The 15,868-nt window shown below is 62.1% G+C and carries 17 protein-coding genes; 13 read left to right on the forward strand and 4 right to left on the reverse strand.

Annotation, left to right across the window (positions count from 1 at the left end; genetic code table 11):
• Nucleotides 1–22: 22 nt before the first annotated feature.
• Nucleotides 23–940: a phosphate/phosphite/phosphonate ABC transporter substrate-binding protein gene (locus tag LB547_RS14950; RefSeq protein WP_140513198.1), complete on the forward strand. Its 918-nt coding sequence runs from the start codon at nucleotides 23–25 to the stop codon at nucleotides 938–940.
• Nucleotides 941–945: 5 nt separating this feature from the next.
• On the opposite strand, the gene LB547_RS14955 is transcribed toward LB547_RS14950, so the two are convergent.
• The 3 genes from LB547_RS14955 to LB547_RS14965 form a co-directional block, all read right to left on the reverse strand.
• Nucleotides 946–1,566 (reverse strand): TadE/TadG family type IV pilus assembly protein, encoded by a 621-nt coding sequence (locus LB547_RS14955; protein WP_140513200.1) that lies wholly within the window; start codon nucleotides 1,564–1,566, stop codon nucleotides 946–948.
• Between the two features lie 40 nt (nucleotides 1,567–1,606).
• The gene (locus LB547_RS14960) at nucleotides 1,607–2,188 is read right to left on the reverse strand and encodes a TadE/TadG family type IV pilus assembly protein (RefSeq protein ID WP_140513202.1); all 582 of its coding nucleotides are present in this window, start codon (nucleotides 2,186–2,188) and stop codon (nucleotides 1,607–1,609) included.
• A gap of 127 nt (nucleotides 2,189–2,315) precedes the next feature.
• The gene (locus tag LB547_RS14965; RefSeq protein ID WP_140496732.1) at nucleotides 2,316–2,738 is read right to left on the reverse strand and encodes a pilus assembly protein N-terminal domain-containing protein; all 423 of its coding nucleotides are present in this window, start codon (nucleotides 2,736–2,738) and stop codon (nucleotides 2,316–2,318) included.
• Nucleotides 2,739–3,058: 320 nt separating this feature from the next.
• Here LB547_RS14965 and LB547_RS14970 point away from each other — a divergent pair, with 320 nt between their 5' ends.
• The 9 genes from LB547_RS14970 to LB547_RS15010 all read left to right on the forward strand — a co-directional run bounded on the left by LB547_RS14970 (nucleotide 3,059) and on the right by LB547_RS15010 (nucleotide 12,132).
• Nucleotides 3,059–3,238 (forward strand): Flp family type IVb pilin, encoded by a 180-nt coding sequence (locus LB547_RS14970; RefSeq protein ID WP_140496730.1) that lies wholly within the window; start codon nucleotides 3,059–3,061, stop codon nucleotides 3,236–3,238.
• A 161-nt stretch (nucleotides 3,239–3,399) separates the two neighbouring features.
• Nucleotides 3,400–3,918 carry a prepilin peptidase gene (locus LB547_RS14975; RefSeq protein ID WP_140513204.1) on the forward strand — a complete coding sequence of 173 codons (519 nt, stop codon included), beginning with the start codon at nucleotides 3,400–3,402 and terminating at the stop codon, nucleotides 3,916–3,918.
• Between the two features lie 201 nt (nucleotides 3,919–4,119).
• On the forward strand, nucleotides 4,120–4,932 hold the full coding sequence (gene cpaB, locus LB547_RS14980; RefSeq protein ID WP_140513206.1) for a Flp pilus assembly protein CpaB: 813 nt from the start codon (nucleotides 4,120–4,122) through the stop codon (nucleotides 4,930–4,932).
• Nucleotides 4,929–6,449, forward strand: a complete 1,521-nt coding sequence (locus LB547_RS14985; protein ID WP_140513208.1) for a type II and III secretion system protein family protein — start codon at nucleotides 4,929–4,931, stop codon at nucleotides 6,447–6,449. Before cpaB ends, LB547_RS14985 begins: the two co-directional genes overlap by 4 nt.
• A gap of 14 nt (nucleotides 6,450–6,463) precedes the next feature.
• Nucleotides 6,464–7,201 (forward strand): CpaD family pilus assembly protein, encoded by a 738-nt coding sequence (locus tag LB547_RS14990; RefSeq protein ID WP_140513210.1) that lies wholly within the window; start codon nucleotides 6,464–6,466, stop codon nucleotides 7,199–7,201.
• Between the two features lie 40 nt (nucleotides 7,202–7,241).
• Entirely contained in the window at nucleotides 7,242–8,525 is a 1,284-nt protein-coding gene (locus tag LB547_RS14995) for a CpaE family protein (RefSeq protein WP_411970492.1), read from the forward strand.
• Between the two features lie 29 nt (nucleotides 8,526–8,554).
• Nucleotides 8,555–10,063, forward strand: a complete 1,509-nt coding sequence (locus LB547_RS15000) for a CpaF family protein (RefSeq protein WP_140496710.1) — start codon at nucleotides 8,555–8,557, stop codon at nucleotides 10,061–10,063.
• 29 nt (nucleotides 10,064–10,092) lie between these two features.
• Nucleotides 10,093–11,106: a type II secretion system F family protein gene (locus LB547_RS15005; protein WP_140496708.1), complete on the forward strand. Its 1,014-nt coding sequence runs from the start codon at nucleotides 10,093–10,095 to the stop codon at nucleotides 11,104–11,106.
• A 9-nt stretch (nucleotides 11,107–11,115) separates the two neighbouring features.
• Nucleotides 11,116–12,132, forward strand: a complete 1,017-nt coding sequence (locus tag LB547_RS15010) for a type II secretion system F family protein (RefSeq protein ID WP_140496706.1) — start codon at nucleotides 11,116–11,118, stop codon at nucleotides 12,130–12,132.
• A gap of 82 nt (nucleotides 12,133–12,214) precedes the next feature.
• On the opposite strand, the gene LB547_RS15015 is transcribed toward LB547_RS15010, so the two are convergent.
• Nucleotides 12,215–13,036 (reverse strand): tetratricopeptide repeat protein, encoded by an 822-nt coding sequence (locus tag LB547_RS15015; RefSeq protein WP_140496703.1) that lies wholly within the window; start codon nucleotides 13,034–13,036, stop codon nucleotides 12,215–12,217.
• A gap of 130 nt (nucleotides 13,037–13,166) precedes the next feature.
• Here LB547_RS15015 and LB547_RS15020 point away from each other — a divergent pair, with 130 nt between their 5' ends.
• From LB547_RS15020 to LB547_RS15030, 3 genes are all read left to right on the forward strand, one after another.
• The gene (locus tag LB547_RS15020) at nucleotides 13,167–14,531 is read left to right on the forward strand and encodes a leucyl aminopeptidase family protein (RefSeq protein ID WP_140759475.1); all 1,365 of its coding nucleotides are present in this window, start codon (nucleotides 13,167–13,169) and stop codon (nucleotides 14,529–14,531) included.
• 77 nt (nucleotides 14,532–14,608) lie between these two features.
• Nucleotides 14,609–14,959 (forward strand): MarR family winged helix-turn-helix transcriptional regulator, encoded by a 351-nt coding sequence (locus LB547_RS15025; protein ID WP_140513216.1) that lies wholly within the window; start codon nucleotides 14,609–14,611, stop codon nucleotides 14,957–14,959.
• 29 nt (nucleotides 14,960–14,988) lie between these two features.
• Nucleotides 14,989–15,849 carry an NlpC/P60 family protein gene (locus LB547_RS15030; RefSeq protein ID WP_140496697.1) on the forward strand — a complete coding sequence of 287 codons (861 nt, stop codon included), beginning with the start codon at nucleotides 14,989–14,991 and terminating at the stop codon, nucleotides 15,847–15,849.
• Nucleotides 15,850–15,868: the final 19 nt, after the last annotated feature.

Consider the following 15,868-nt stretch of genomic DNA (forward strand, 5'->3'; position numbering starts at 1 on the left):
GGATCGCAGGACCGGGTCTCCCATGAAAGCTGCCCTGAAGGCATGCGCCGCTCTCATGATCGCGCAAGGCGCGGTCTGGTCCGGCTCGGCGCGCGCCGACTGGCGTGACGATATCGGCACGTTTCGCATCGGCATCGTCGCCGAACCCGGCGCAGCCAACACCGTTCCAGGCCTGGCGCGGTTGACCGAGGCCTTTACCAACGCGCTGGGCATGAAGGTGGAGTTCGTCGTTGCCCGCGACTATGCCGCGCTGATCGATGCGCAGGCCAATGCCCGCATCGAATATGCCGTCTACTCGGCGACCGCCTATGCAACGGCGTCAAGACGCTGCGAGTGCGTCGAACCGCTTGTGGCACCGGTCGATTCCGATGGCGCGGTCGGCATCCGCGCCGTGCTGCTGACGAAGGATGGCAAGGTGCCCAGCCTGGCCGCGATGGAAACCCACCGGATCGCCATGCCGCCGGCGGACAGCATTGGTTCTCTTTTGCCATTGGCCGGACTGGCTGCCGAGCACGTCAAGATCGCAGAGGACGCATCGTTTCTGGTTCACGCCGGTTCCGCCTCGGCCGCGGAAGGAATGCTGGTCGATGGCCAGGCCGATGCCTTGTTCGGCTGGGCGACGGCGGCGGCCGACGGCGAGCCAAGACTATCGGGCACGCAGGCAAGGCTCGAAGCCGCCGGGCTTTCGGCGACCGCCCTTCAAGTCGCATGGACGTCGGGTTTGCTGAGATACGGTCCTCACGCGGTGCGTAGCGATCTCGACCCGGAAGCCAAGCGCCGGTTGGCGGTTTTCCTGACCAATCTCAAATCGACGACGCCCGACATCTACGACCTGCTGGAATCGAGGCATTCCGGCGGTTTCGCCACCGTGGTTCCCAAGGATTACGAGATGGCGCACGCCATCGTGCGTCTGGTGTCGGACGGTGGCGTGCGGCGATAGGGTCGTCAGCAGTCGCCGCAGGGGATCGTCAGGCTTCTGCGCGGACGCAGATAATAGGTCTCGCCCATCGATATGTTGTTGAAGACCGTCGTCAATCCGGCCGTCTGTGAGCTGTCTGCGGACCAGGTGATGATCGGTTTGTAACCAAGTTTGCTTTCGACACGAATGAGAAAGGTGCCTGCGACCCTGAGCGTTGCCGGAACCGTAGTGGTTGCGGGCAGGGCGGTGCCGATACTGTAAGCACCATTGACCACCTTGCGCGACCACACCACGTTCACCCTGGGCGGCGTGTCGGTTGTGACCTGTATTGCCGTGATGGTGATATCCGGCTTCGAGCGATTGTACGGCTGCAAGGTGGAGGTGCCGATCTTCATGATGGCATCCAGATCCGCCTTGACGATGGTCGGCTGCTGCGTGACCAGATCCGCGACCATGCTGCCGATGCGGCTGACCTTCTTGCTGGTCTCGATGGCCTGAGAGGCCTCCATTGTGATGAAATACATGATCAGCAGGATGGGGACGATCAGGGCGAACTCGACCGCCGCGATGCCGCGGCGATCGCGTATGAAACCGACCCACTTCCCCCAGCGTCCTGCCATTTCTGGATGTGCCCCCGCACGCATCATGCCCGTTGCCCTTTTCTTGGCTTTTGCTTCCGCCGCGAACTCAGTTGTCGAATGGCTCGTTCTGCCAGGTCACCGATGCAAAATGCAGTGTCTTGTTACCGCCCATCGACTGAGCCAGAAGATCGGTCATGACGGGCCATTTGTAGAAGACCCGCAGCATGTTCTTCGATTCTGCCAGGCCCGGCGTGGTCGCGAAGGGCTGCGAGTTGGCGCCTTGCATCAAGATGATCTCGCCATTCTCGATCTTGAAGCTGGCCGTGGCCGCGTCGGCGAACGTGGTATATGCGCGAAGGTCCACGTCCAGCTGATTTGGGCAATCCTGCGAGACGATGATCTTCAGTTTGTCGCAGATCATGGTCTTCAACTTGTCCCCGGCGACGTCGGCCGGTCTCAACTGCCCGGTGCGCAATTTGCGCGCGATGTCGTCGGTGATGTTGGCCATAACTTCCTGGCCGGCAAATGAGATGCAGCTTTCCAGGATGGCGAAGACAAGAACCGCGAACGGCAATGCGAGCAGCGCGAATTCCAGTGCCGTACTGCCGCGGCGGTCGCCGGCGAAGCGTGCGAAAAGCCGTGCCCGTCTTGCCTTGCGGTCGCTTGTCGAGACGAATTCGATGCTCATGCTCTGATCCTGCCCATCCCCAGACGGTCTCGGCAGGTGTACTAGTGCAAACCAGTTGAAGTCCGGTTTGAATGATCGTTAAAGTCGCCGCGGGCGCCTTAACCACCCGCTAACCTGGACCGCGTGCCTACCGGCTGACGCTCATCTCGGCTTCTGAGGATTTTTCGGCTTCGCTCTTGTAGGAGCTTTCGCAATAGGGCGTGCAGGACATGGTCTGAACTTCAGCGCGCCGGTAGATGCGCACCGACGAGGCCGCCTGCCGCACGACGGTGATCTGTTCATCGATGATCGGGCTGCCATCCTGGTCGAGGACGACGAGGTTGGTGACGCCGAAGCCCTTGCCAGTCAGCACGATCGTCGAGGCGTCCTGCACGGACGCGTCGGCGATTGCCGGGTTGCCGACCACGATCGTGTCGGCGGGGCGCGACAGTTTGACGATCTTGGCCTGGTTCATGGTGACCTCGATGCCGGTGTCGGCCCTGGCGGGCATGACAAAGCTCACGGCGGCAAGAAGCACGGCAATCAGGATCGACGATTTCGGCTCGGCCATTGACGCGCTCCAGGCGGGCGGACTGTTCAACGGAACATGAACGAGATTGGTGAACCAACGGTTAAGCAGGCCCGGGCGCCATATGCCGCGATCGTCATACGCGCCGCGGAGCTGTTTCTTTTGCGGCTGCTTGCCTGGGAATTGCGCCTCGGCCGGCGCTTAGCCCATAGTTAACCACGCAATATGTTCCAACCGGGAAAGGAATCGGTAAGGCTGTTTATTAAGTCGATCGAAAGAGCTTCTCCCTAGATTGGCAGCATCCGATCAACCATCACAGAAGTTGACGGAAGTGCTGTAACACGTGGAGTAGGAGCTCTCGAATGTCTAATCTCATTGCACGTTTCGTAAAGGACGAATCCGGCGCGACCGCTATCGAATATGGTCTGATCGCCGCCCTCATCGCGCTCGCCATCATCGTCGGCGCCGGCGCGCTTGGCAACGCCATCAACGCCAAGTTCGAAGCTATCGGAACGTCCCTGAACAACGTCCCGACGCCCTGAACGACGTCAAGTATATTGAGCGCTCGGATTGCGTTCTGGACAAGGGCCGCCACCTGGCGGCCCTTGTTCTATTCAATGTCTTTTTGCCCTGGGCCTCATCAATCGTTAATCGAACATGCTTAGATTGAGTGCGGCTTAATCCGATAATAGGCATAGCGCCGATGCTTGAAGCCCTGATCTTCGTCGTCTTCCCGTTCTGCATGCTGTTCGCCGCGATCTCCGACATGCTGTCGATGACGATCGCCAATCGCGTGCCGGTGCTGCTCGTCGTCGTCTTCGCGCTGGTTGCGCCGCTGACCGGCATGGAATGGGCGGCCTATGGCTGGCATTTCGCCGCCGGCGCGCTGGTTCTTGCCGCAACGTTCGGCCTCTTTGCAATGGGCGGCATGGGCGGCGGTGATGCCAAGCTGCTGGCCGCGACCGCCGTGTGGATGGGACTCAACATCCAGCTCGTCGAGTATCTCGTGGTCTCGACCTTCATAGGCGGCTTGCTGACGCTTGCCATTCTCGTCTACCGGAAGTCGCCGCTTGCGGTTTTTACCGGCCGCAATCCGTTCCTGCGTCACTTCGCGGACGAGACGACCGGGGTTCCCTACGGCATCGCGCTCGGTTTGGGCGGATTGCTGACCTACCCGGATTCGCCCCTGATGGTCTGGGCGCTGGCCAGGCTGGCGGCCTGACCTTACCGATCATTCCTTGGCTGTGTTGCGGCTGGCTCCGCGGAGCGGGGCTGGCTGTTTGTCCGTGGCTGCGCAATACAGCTAATTTATGTAAACCTTAAATTAATCACGATCGTAAGCATTACATTAACCTTGTTTTGACGATTGCCGCTGCAAAGTCCGGCCTGGCTAGGTGGTTTGCCAAGGCGAGGGTTCGGACAGATGCCAGCATCCCGATTGATTATTCTGAGCGTGGCGGTCGCCGCGGCGGGTGGTGCTGGCTATGTCGCGAAGAACATGGTCGCCGCGCCGCCACCGCAGATCGTCGAGTCCGGTCCAGCGGCTCCCGCCGTGGCATTGCAGGACGTGCTTGTCCTGTCGGGCGATGTCACCATGGGCAGCCAGCTCGAGAACAACATTGCCTGGCAATCCTGGCCGGCCGACGGCATCAACGCCAATTTCATCACCAAGGCCACTGCTCCCGACGCCCTGGAGAAACTGAAGGGGTCCATAGCCCGTGTGCCGATGTACGCGGGCGAGCCGGTGCGGCGTTCCAAGCTGATCGGCGAGGGGCAAAGCTTCATGTCGTCGATCCTGCCCTCCGGCATGCGGGCGGTCGCCACGACGATATCGGCCGACACCTCTGCCGGCGGCTTCATCCTTCCGAATGATTTCGTCGACGTCATTATGACCCGCCGGGCCGATGCCAACAGCGGCGGCTCCGGCTTCAACACCGAAACCATCCTCAAGAACATCCGCGTCCTGGCGATCGACCAGACCATCCAGGAGGACGAGGAAGGCAAGAAGACCAGGGTGGGCCAGACCGCCACGCTGGAACTGACGCCCAAGCAGGCGGAGATCATCACCGTCGCCCAGCAGATGGCGGATCGCCTGACGCTCGCGCTGCGCGCGATCACGGACACCCAGGAAAAGAATTTGGATGAGGCCGACTATCTCGTTTCCGGCAATGGCCGCAAGGGAACGGTCAGGCTGATCAAGTCGGGCGAAGTTTCCGAAGTGGGGGCAAGGAAATGAGGCTAAGCGGTAAACTGCCGGCGATCATGGCAGCGGCTTTCGGCCTGCTGCTCATTGGGACAAACGTGCAGAGCGTTGTCGAGGCCAAGAGTGCACAGGTTTCGGCTTCGGCGGCCACCCAGCGCGTCAAGCTCGGCCTCAACAAGTCGGTGGTCATCGACCTGCCGAGTGATGCCTACGACATTCTTGTCGCCAATCCGACCGTCGCCGATGCGGTGACCCGCACCGCGAGGCGCATCTACCTGTTCGGCAAGGCGGTTGGCGAGACCAACATCTTTGTGTTCGGGCCGAATGGCGAACAGATCGTCAGCCTCGATCTGGCCGTCGAACGCGACGTCGCAGGCCTGGAGGATTATATCAAGCGCTTCATCCCGACATCGTCCATCAAGGTCGAACTGCTGAACGACAACGTCGTCCTGACGGGAACCGTCGACACGCCGCTGGACGCCAAACGCGCCGTCGACCTGGCGACGATCTTCGTCTCGGGCGGTGAAGCGACGACGGGACAATATTCGCAGACCGCGGCCGGCGGCTCGGCCCAGAGTGGTGTCGACATCAACAATCCGGACCAGGAACGCCGCGTCTCGAAAATCGTCAATCTTTTGCAGATCATCGGCGACGACCAGGTCACGCTCAAGGTGACGGTCGCCGAAGTCAGCCGCTCCGTGATGAAGCAGCTTGGCGTCAACATGGTGGGCAGCGGCGGTAGCAACGGCATCAGCTATGACGCGATGAGCACCCCGGCATACGGGCTTGGGAAACCGCTCTCGCAATTCTCGGGAGCTTCGATCGGCACCTCGGCGCTTCAGGCGTATCTAAACGCAATGGAGCAAGGTGGCGTCATGAAGACGCTGGCGGAGCCGACCCTCACCGCCGTGTCGGGTGAGAAGGCAACATTCAGGGTCGGTGGCGAGTTCAATCTCATCACCAGCCGTACGAACAATGTTTCGGACGAGAACAAGACAGGGCAGGTCACATACACCAACGACAAACTTGAATACGGCATCGGCTTGGAGTTCCAACCGGTTGTGCTGTCGGCCGGTCGGATCAGCCTCAAGGTCCGGACGTCCGTGTCGGAGCCTACTGCCGAAGGCGCCACCACGCTGGAAGCTGCAGGCAGGTTGCCCGGAACCACGCTGTTGTCTATCCGCAAGAGACTTGCCGACACGACCGTCGAATTGCCGTCAGGTGGTTCGATGATGATCGCCGGCCTCGTCCGCGATGACGTCAGGCAGGCTGTCGCCGGCCTGCCCGGGCTGACAAAGATCCCGGTGCTCGGCACACTGTTCCGAAGCAGAGACTTCGTGCGCAACGAGACCGAACTGGTGATCATCATCACGCCCTATCTGGTGAAACCGGTGGCACGAAACGACCTCGCCAAACCTGACGACAATTTCAACGCCGCCAGCGATGGCGCCGGTATGTTCCTGGGCCGAGTCAATCGTGTCTACGGCACAATGCAGACGGACAAGCCCAGCGGCCGTTATCACGGCGTCGTCGGCTTCATCTACAAGTGAACGGGGAAGCGGACATGTCTCAGTCAGCATTGCAGGCAAGGACCATCGCCATGACCACGCGGTCCGGCCGTTCGGGAATTCTCCGGCGCGCCATTCCTGCCCTGGCGGTGGCGATGGCGGCATTGCTGGCCGGCTGCGCCCAGCGCGACAGTGTCACCGTCGGCGCCATTCCAGACGACTACCGCACCAACCATCCGATCGTGATCGCCGAGAAGAACCAAAAGATAGATCTACCTGTCGGTGCAGGTGACCGCGGCATGACCGGCTCGCAGCGCGATACGCTCCTGGGTTTCCTCGACGGCTATGACAAGAGTGCTGCCCCGACGCTGACGATCCAGGTTCCGAGCGGCTCGGCCAACGAGGTCGCCGCCGCCGCAGCAGCGCGCGATTTCGCCCGGCTCGCGATTGCCGCGGGCGTCAAGCGCAACCGGATCGTGGTCGTCTCCTATCAGGCTGCCTCGAGTGAGACATCCGCCCCGATCCGGGTCGCCTATATCGCCGTGAAGGCCCAGACCGACAAATGCGGACGATGGCCAGATGACCTGCTGGAGACGTCTGAGAACAAACACTATGCCGATTTCGGCTGCTCCTATCAAAACAATCTCGCCGCCCAGATGGCCAATCCGGCCGACCTGATCGGGCCGCGCAAGCAGACCACCATCGACGCGGAAAATCGTGGCGCGGTGATCGACGTCTACCGCAGCAGGGGTATTTCGGACGAGTTCCTCGGCAATTCTGAAGTGACATACTGAGCCGCGCCCTAAGGAAAAGAGAAGTCACGGAAAGATGACCATGAGCAATCTTGCCTATGACACCCCCGTGGACGGCGGTGAGACCTCGCCGCAGGACATCGCCGCGATGCAGGCGCTGCGGCCGGTTCCCCGCATCTCGATCCAGGCATTCTGCGAGACCGAGGGTGTCGCCAATCCGGTCGAGCGCGCCGGCGAGGACCGCCGCATGACCAAGGCCCATCTCAAGGTCCATATGGGCGGCGTCCCCACGGCCATCGAATTCTACCAGTCGGCGCCGACGCCGAACCTGATCCTGCTGGAGTCGCGCAGCGAACCCAAACAGCTGCTGGAACAGCTCGCGCAGCTCTCGGAATATTGCGACCCGTCTTCCAAAGTGGTGGTAATCGGCCACTACAACGATGTCGGCCTCTATCGCGAGCTCATCCGCTCCGGCATTTCCGAATATGTCATCGCGCCGGTGTCGATGGCCGACATCGTCAGCGTCATATCGTCGATCTTTGTCGATCCGGAAGCCGAGCCGCTCGGCCGCTCGATCGCCTTCGTCGGCGCCAAGGGTGGCGTCGGCTCTTCCACCATCGCCCATAACGTGGCTTGGGCGATGTCCTCCCTGTTCAAATCCGAGGTGGTCGTCGCAGACCTCGACCTCGCTTTCGGCACGGCCAACATCAATTTCGACCAGGATCCCGCGCAAGGCATCGCCGAAGCGGTGTTTTCGCCCGAGCGCATCGATGAAGTCTATCTCGACCGGCTGCTGACCCAGTGCGCCGAACACCTTTCGCTGCTCGCCGCGCCCTCGACGCTCGAACGCGTCTATGATTTCGATCCCGACGCCTTTACGCAGCTTGTCGACACCGCGCAGCGCACCGTGCCGCTCCTGGTGCTCGACGTTCCCCATGTCTGGACGGGTTGGACCAAGAACACCCTGATCAAGGCCGATGAAATCGTCATCACGGCGACGCCGGAACTGGCCAATTTGCGTAATACCAAGAATTTGGTCGACATGCTCAAACGGCTTCGTCCCAACGACTCGCCGCCCAAACTCATCATCAATCAGGCCGGCGTGCCCAAACGTCCGGAGATTTCCCCGTCCGATTTCGCCGAGCCGCTCGGCCTGGCCGCGATGGCGATCATCGGCTTTGACCCGCTGCTGTTCGGCAATGCCGCCAACAACGGACGTATGCTTGGTGAAATGGACGCCAAGAACCCGGTTGTCGCCACGATCAACGAAATTGCCCATGTGCTGACCGGTCGCAGCGAAATCCGGGTGAAGAAAAGAGCGGGTCTCGGAAATCTGCTCGGCAAGCTTTCGCGCAACAAGAAATGATGCTTCTTCAGTGGAATCGGTAGTCGATCATGTTTGGTAAGAGAGGCAGCGACGACGGCAACCGGTTCAAGCCGGAATTCCGCCAGCCGGCACCGGCGCCGACCGCGCCAGCCGTCGCGGATTCGGCCGATACGGCGGTTCTTGCGAGGCCGGCGGCCGCACCTGCGTCGAGCGCTCCTGTTGCACCGCCGGCCCGCCGCGCGGTCGAGGCGCCGCCGATAGCTCCGGAGCCGAAGCGGGCGGCGCGCGAAAAGAGCGAAACCTATTACGACACCAAGAGCCAGGTGTTCGCCGCCCTGATCGACACGATCGACCTGTCGCAACTCGCCAAGCTCGATCCCGAAAGCGCGCGCGAGGAAATCCGCGACATCGTCAACGACATCATCGCGATCAAGAATTTCGCGATGTCGATCGCCGAACAGGAAGAACTGCTCGAGGATATCTGCAACGACGTGCTTGGCTATGGGCCGCTCGAGCCATTGCTCGCCCGCGACGACATCGCCGACATCATGGTCAACGGCTCCAAGAACGTCTACATCGAAGTCAACGGCAAGGTCGAACAGACCGGCATTCGTTTTCGTGACAACCAGCAGCTTCTCAACATCTGCCAGCGCATCGTCAGCCAGGTCGGCCGCCGCGTCGATGAATCCAGCCCGATCTGCGATGCGCGTCTTCCCGACGGCTCCCGCGTCAACGTCATCGCGCCGCCGCTCGCCATCGACGGCACCGCGCTCACCATCCGCAAATTCAAGAAGGACAAGCTGACGCTCGATCAGCTGGTGAAGTTCGGCGCCATCTCGCCGCAAGGAGCCGAGGTTCTCAAGATCATCGGCCGTGTTCGCTGCAACATCGTCATCTCCGGCGGCACCGGCTCGGGCAAGACGACGCTGCTCAACTGCCTGACCAACTACATCGATCGCGAGGAACGCGTCATCACCTGCGAGGACTCGGCCGAACTGCAACTACAGCAGCCGCATGTTGTCCGTCTGGAAACCCGCCCGCCCAACCTCGAAGGGGAAGGCGAGGTGACGATGCGGGATCTGGTCAAGAACTGCCTGCGCATGCGGCCCGAGCGCATCATCGTCGGCGAAGTACGCGGACCCGAAGTGTTCGACCTTCTGCAGGCGATGAACACCGGCCATGACGGCTCGATGGGAACGATCCACTCGAACAGCCCGCGCGAATGCCTGAATCGTATCGAATCCATGATCGCAATGGGCGGTTTTTCGCTGCCGCAGAAGACCGTGCGCGAAATCGTCGTCGGCTCCATCGACGTGATTATCCAGGCGGCACGCCTGCGCGACGGGTCGCGCCGCATCACTCACATCACCGAGGTGATCGGAATGGAAGGCGACGTCATCATCACGCAGGACATCGTCCTCTACAACATCAAGGGCGAGGACGCGAATGGGCGGCTGCTGGGAGAGCATGTATCGACCGGCATCGGTCGCCCCCATTTCTGGGACCGCGCCCGTTACTATGGCGAGGAGCAGCGCCTCGCAATAGCGCTTGAGGCGATGGAGAAACGCGCTGACTGACGCTGCTGCAGGCGTAAGGGTTCTGATCGATGTTTGGAATTGACGGCACCGTATTGGCGTTTGTCGTGCTCGCCGGCTTCAGCGCCGGCGCGGTCGCCTATGCATTCCTGTTCACCCGGATCAGCAACGAAAAGCAGGCCGGTAAGCGGCTGGAAACGATCAAGACCGCGGAGACGGATCGCTCCGTCGTCAAGGCCTCGCGCGATCGCGTGGCGGAGGCGGCCAAAAGACGCAAGTCGGTCCAGGATTCCTTGAAGGAACTCGACGAGAAGCAGAAATCCAAGGACAGCGCGGTCAAGAAACCGCCGCTGAAGGCCCAACTGCGCCAAGCCGGCCTGAAGGTTTCCATCGAACGCTTCTATATCTATTCCGCCATTTGCGGCCTTGCCCTGACGATCATCGCCTTCGTGGTGGGGGCGCCGCTTTTTGTTTTGCCTGGCGTGCTGCTGGCCGGTGCGCTCGGCCTGCCGCGCTGGTTCGTCTCATTTCGCCGCGCGCGGCGGGTCAAGGCATTCCTCAACGAATTTCCCAACGCGCTCGACATCATCGTGCGCGCGGTCAAATCCGGCCTGCCGCTGAACGATGCGGTGCGCCTGATCGCCAATGAATCTCCCGAGCCCGTCAAGGCCGAGTTTCGCCGCATCGTCGATTCGCAGCAGATGGGCCTGTCGATCCCGGATGCCACCTTGCGCATGCCCGAAACCATGCCATGCACCGAGGCGAGCTTTTTCGGCATCGTCATTCAGATCCAGTCGCAGGCCGGCGGCAATCTCTCCGAGGCGCTGGGCAATCTTTCGCGCGTGCTTCGCGACCGCAAGAAGATGAAGGCCAAGGTCCAGGCGCTGTCGATGGAAGCCAAGGCGTCCGCCGCCATCATCGGCGCGCTGCCTTTCATCGTCGCGTTTCTCGTCTATCTCTCCAGCCCCAACTACCTGATGCCGCTGTTCACCACGAGCATCGGTAACCTGATCCTGGGGGTTTCGGCCGTCTGGATGTCGATCGGCATCTTCGTGATGCGCAAGATGATGAACTTCGAAGTCTAGGGCCGCGGCATGACCGAACAAGTCGTCAAATCACTGACGGATCCCGGCCTCCTGATCGCGCTGCTGGTCGGCATTGCCGTGTTCGCGACGGTCTTCACCTTGCTGCCGGCATTTGGCGGAAACCAGCTCAAGGCGCGCATGAAGTCGGTCGCGCTGGAACGCGACGAATTGCGCGCCAAGCAGCGCGCGCGGCTTGCAAGCGAGGCGGATCGCCGCCGCAAGGGCCTGCGCGAAGAACAGTCGATCGGCATGCGCAACATCGTCGACAGGCTCGACCTGCGGCGCGCCCTCGCCGACGAGGGTACTTTGCAGAAGCTCAAGGTTGCCGGCTTTCGTGGGCAGAACCCGCTGACGCGGTTCCTCTTCTTCCGCCTCGTGCTTCCGTTTGTCGGCTTCGCACTGGGCGTTATCTACATATTCGTGCTCGGAGGACTGCCGCAGCAGCCACTGTTCATCCGGCTGTTCGTCTGCGTCCTCGTTGCCTATGGCGGCTTCTACGCACCGGTCGTCTATGTCAACAACCGCGCCACCAAGCGCAAGCAATCGATCCAGATGGCATGGCCGGACGCGCTTGACCTGATGCTGATCTGCGTCGAGTCTGGCATGTCGGTGGAAGCGGCGTTGCGCAAGGTCGCCGACGAGATCGGCGCCCAATCGGTGGCCCTTGCGGAAGAATTCATCCTGACGAACGCCGAGCTCTCTTATCTGCAGGAGCGCAAGCAGGCCTATGAGAATCTCGCCAGCCGCACCGGCCTGGAATCCGTCAAGTCGGTGTCGCAGGCACTCGTCCAGGCCGAGCGTTACGGCACGCCTGTGGCGCATGCGTTGCGCGTGCTCGCGGGTGAAAGCCGGGACCAACGCATGAACGCTGCCGAGAAGAAGGCCGCCGCCTTGCCGCCCAAGCTCACCGTGCCGATGATCCTGTTTTTCCTGCCGGTGCTTTTCGCCATCATCCTCGGCCCTGCCGGCATCCAGGTCAGCCAGCGCGGCATCTTCGGCCAGGCGCACGAAACCAGCAGCCAGTAGGTGAATCTGACCGATCCAAAGAAAAACCGCGCGGCTGACGCAGCGCGGTTCTCTTATGCAGGGTTCGGTGGCCGCGTGCCGCTCAGTTGGTTGCGGCTTTCGCCTTGTCCTGGTCCTTGAGCTGGCTCCAGGCATTTTGCTGAGCCAGCATCTGCCTGAGATAAGCGACATTGGCCTGCGCCTGTTCGGGTGACAGCTCCTGCGAGGCGATCTTCTCGGCTTCGTCGAAGCGGCCCTGCAGGCCGACGACCAGCGCCAGGTTCTGGCGCACGCGGCTGTCGGCATTCGGCTGCTGTGCGGCCGAGCGCATATAGGTTTCGGCGGTGCGCAGGTCGCCTCCCAGCACATAGGACATGCCAAGGTTGGAAAGCACCGAAGGTTCGTTCGGCTTGAGCTCCAGCGCCTTGCGGTAGAGCTGGCGCGCGTCGTCCTTCTGGCCGAGTTGGTCGAGAATGGCCGCTTCCGCCGACACCAGCCTCCAGTCGGGATATTCCGGCGTCTGCGCCCGGCGCACGGCATCAAGCGCCGCCTCGAACTGGCCGTTGGCGGCCAGCGCCTTGCCGTAGGCGGCAAGCACGTCGCGATCCTTGGGATAGGCGATCGCCAGCTTGCGCATCACGGCAAGCGACTGGTCGGCATCGCCATCCATCTGCAGCGCCGCGGCGAAGTTGGTCGCTATCCGCTTATCGTTGGGATTCCTGGAATAGGACTGGCCAAGCGCTGCCGTCGCATTGTGCAATTCTCCCGCCGACATCGTCTCCAGCGGCTTGCCGCTGGTGCGTCCGATCGAGCCTGTGCTGATCTTGTCGGTTCCGCAGCCGGCAACGCCTGCGGCGAGGGCGAGCATGAAGGCCGTGGTGATGAGCCGCTTTCCGCTGGCGTTCATCGTGCGGTTCGTCGACATCGGCACCCTGGGCCTCCATTCGTGCGCGTGGCCATTGCGTGACCATCTTCCCTCTCGAAGAAATATTCTGTTAACCCTAACGGACAGTTAAGAAGCGCCGAATCGACGGACGTCGGCAGGAGAACATCGAATGTCAGTGGAACTGGTCGAGAACAAGCTGAACAACCCGCTTCCTGTCCATCTAGTGGCTAAGGACGGTCTGGAGACGGCCGGTCTGACGTCATCAGCCGTGGCGTGGGCCAAGGCCAACGGCTTCTCCGGCGAAGCGGGCAGGACGCTCATCGTGCCTGCGGAAAACGGCGCGCTCGGCGGTGCCTTGTTCGGCATTGGCGACGGCGAGGGCGCGCTGGCCGTCGGCGCGCTGGCGAAAAGCCTGGCGGAGGGCGACTGGCATTTCACCTCCGCGCCGGCCGAGCCGGAGCTGGCGGCGATCGCGCTGGCCCTCGGCGGCTATGTCTTTACCCGCTATGGCAAGAAACCGGGCAAGGCGCTGCGCTTCGAATTGCCGGCCGGCGTAGAGGCAAAACGCGTTCGCCGCATCGTCGAAGGCGTCTTCCTGACGCGCGATCTTGTCAACACGCCGACCAGCGACATGGGGCCGGACGAGCTGGAGAAGGCGGTTCGAGCCCTGGCCGAAATTCACAAGGCCGAGGTGTCGGTCATCAAGGGCGACGATCTCATCAAGCAGAATTTCCCGATGATCCATGCCGTCGGCCGGGCTTCGTCCAGCGCACCGCGTCTTATCGGCATGGGCTGGGGGCCAAGGAGCGCGCCGAAAGTGACGTTGGTCGGCAAGGGCGTCTGTTTCGACACTGGCGGCCTCGATATCAAGCCGTCGTCCGGCATGCTGTTGATGAAGAAGGACATGGGGGGCGCCGCCAATGTGCTGGGTCTGGCCTCGATGATCATGGCCTCCGGATTGAACGTGCGGCTGCGCGTGCTGATCCCGGCCGTCGAGAATTCGATCGCCGGCAACGCCTTCAGGCCTGGCGACGTGTTGGCGAGCCGCAAGGGCATGTCAGTCGAGATTGGCAACACCGATGCCGAGGGAAGACTGGTTCTGGGTGATGCGCTGGCGCTGGCCGACGAGGAGGAGCCGCAATTGCTTGTCGACATGGCGACGCTCACCGGGGCTGCTCGTGTCGCGCTAGGTCCGGACCTGCCGCCCTTCTACACCGGCGACGAGGCACTAGCCTCGGAACTGACGACAGCCTCGCTGGCGGTCGAGGATCCGCTGTGGCGCATGCCGCTGTGGCGGCCCTATGATGCGAAGCTATCGTCGAAGATCGCCGACATCAACAATGTCACCACGGATGGGTTCGCCGGTTCCATCACCGCGGCGCTGTTTCTCAAGCGCTTTGTCGAGAAGACGCCAAGCTGGGCGCATTTCGACATATTCGCCTGGAACCCCGCCGATCGTCCGCACGGACCTGCCGGCGGCGAGGCGCAAGGCATCCGGGCACTGGAGCGCGTCATCTCGAAGCGTTTTGGCTGAGGTGGCGGCGACTTTCAGGGCCGGCAGGTTGCCGAAACTGAAACGGAACCGAAACAATTTGCCGTCATTCTCGTGCGATGTCGATTTCGATGCGCCCGAGCCAGGCCTTGCGATTGTGGCAGCAAGTGATGCTGTCGCAGGTGCGCGACGACGCGCCCGACCTCACCATGCGCCAGACGGCTATCCTGTTCACCATCTATCTCGATCCGCCGCCGCACACGGTGCGCGGGCTGGCGGCCCGTCTCAACGTCACCAAGCCGGTCATCACCAGGGCGCTCGACACGATGGGCGCGCTCAAACTGGTGTCGCGCCATCGTGACGAGCTCGACAAGCGCAACGTGCTGATCAAGCGCACGGTCGAGGGCGCCCTCTTTGTCGAGCGCTTCGGCGATGGTATCATCGCCAAGGCACAAGAGCTGCCCATCTGACGACCAGCCGCTTCAATGGATGAACTGATTTGACCGCCAGGGATGCCCGCCTCCACGCCTTTCGGCCCGATCTTGCCGATGCGAGATTGAAAGGAGAGGTCGCTGCCGACCGCTTTGTCGCCGGCCGGCCGGCGCGGATTTCGATCCCAGTTGCCGATATCCGCAAGGCTCCGCGTCCAGACGCTGGTGTCAACACGCAAGCGCTATTCGGCGATGACGTGCTCGTTTTCGAGGACAGAGAGGGCTGGGCCTGGATCCAAGCCGAACGGGACGGTTATGTCGGCTATGTCGCCGACGCCATGTTGGGCGGGCGGGATCATGCGCTCACCCATATCGTCTCCGTGCCCCGAACTTTCCTCTATCCCGGCCCGGATCTGCGCCTTCCGATCGCGGGACAGCTGTCGATGGGGTCCACCGTCACGGTGACCGGGTCCGCCGAAACGCGCGGCACCCACTATGCCGTCCTGCCCTCCGGTGAGGCAATCATAGCGGGTCACCTGCGGCCGCTCAGTAATGTGGCCGCCGACTATGTTTCGGTGGCCGAGATGTTTCTCGGCACGCCCTATCTCTGGGGTGGTGTCTCCGGCTTCGGCATCGATTGCTCCGGCCTCGTGCAACTGGCGATGCGCATGGCCGGCGCCGATGTCCTGCGCGATTCCGACATGCAGGCGCAGAGCATCGGCGAGCCGCTGGATCCAGGCCCCGATTATTCCGGCCTGCGCCGCGGCGATCTCGTTTTCTGGAAAGGCCATGTCGCCATCATGACCGATGCCGAGACCATGATCCACGCCAACGGCCACACCATGTTGGTGTCGCGCGAAGGCCTGAAGGAAGCCGTCGCCCGCATCGGCTATCTCTACGGCGGGCCGACGGGGTTCCGGCGGCCCTAGCGCCAATCCTCCCTTCTCC

It is taken from the genome of Mesorhizobium sp. B264B1B, assembly GCF_020165765.1.
Lineage (GTDB): Bacteria > Pseudomonadota > Alphaproteobacteria > Rhizobiales > Rhizobiaceae > Mesorhizobium.

Coding starts and splice junctions, on each gene's coding strand:
- LB547_RS15005 (WP_140496708.1), top strand. CDS start 10,093: ATGTTTGGAATTGACGGCACCGTATTGGCGTTTGTCGTGCTCGCCGGC.
- LB547_RS14970 (WP_140496730.1), top strand. CDS start 3,059: ATGTCTAATCTCATTGCACGTTTCGTAAAGGACGAATCCGGCGCGACC.
- cpaB (WP_140513206.1), top strand. CDS start 4,120: ATGCCAGCATCCCGATTGATTATTCTGAGCGTGGCGGTCGCCGCGGCG.
- LB547_RS15020 (WP_140759475.1), top strand. CDS start 13,167: ATGTCAGTGGAACTGGTCGAGAACAAGCTGAACAACCCGCTTCCTGTC.
- LB547_RS14955 (WP_140513200.1), bottom strand. CDS start 1,566: ATGATGCGTGCGGGGGCACATCCAGAAATGGCAGGACGCTGGGGGAAG.
- LB547_RS15015 (WP_140496703.1), bottom strand. CDS start 13,036: ATGTCGACGAACCGCACGATGAACGCCAGCGGAAAGCGGCTCATCACC.
- LB547_RS14975 (WP_140513204.1), top strand. CDS start 3,400: ATGCTTGAAGCCCTGATCTTCGTCGTCTTCCCGTTCTGCATGCTGTTC.
- LB547_RS14985 (WP_140513208.1), top strand. CDS start 4,929: ATGAGGCTAAGCGGTAAACTGCCGGCGATCATGGCAGCGGCTTTCGGC.
- LB547_RS15010 (WP_140496706.1), top strand. CDS start 11,116: ATGACCGAACAAGTCGTCAAATCACTGACGGATCCCGGCCTCCTGATC.
- LB547_RS14950 (WP_140513198.1), top strand. CDS start 23: ATGAAAGCTGCCCTGAAGGCATGCGCCGCTCTCATGATCGCGCAAGGC.
- LB547_RS15000 (WP_140496710.1), top strand. CDS start 8,555: ATGTTTGGTAAGAGAGGCAGCGACGACGGCAACCGGTTCAAGCCGGAA.
- LB547_RS14960 (WP_140513202.1), bottom strand. CDS start 2,188: ATGAGCATCGAATTCGTCTCGACAAGCGACCGCAAGGCAAGACGGGCA.
- LB547_RS14995 (WP_411970492.1), top strand. CDS start 7,242: ATGAGCAATCTTGCCTATGACACCCCCGTGGACGGCGGTGAGACCTCG.
- LB547_RS14965 (WP_140496732.1), bottom strand. CDS start 2,738: ATGGCCGAGCCGAAATCGTCGATCCTGATTGCCGTGCTTCTTGCCGCC.
- LB547_RS14990 (WP_140513210.1), top strand. CDS start 6,464: ATGTCTCAGTCAGCATTGCAGGCAAGGACCATCGCCATGACCACGCGG.
- LB547_RS15025 (WP_140513216.1), top strand. CDS start 14,609: ATGTCGATTTCGATGCGCCCGAGCCAGGCCTTGCGATTGTGGCAGCAA.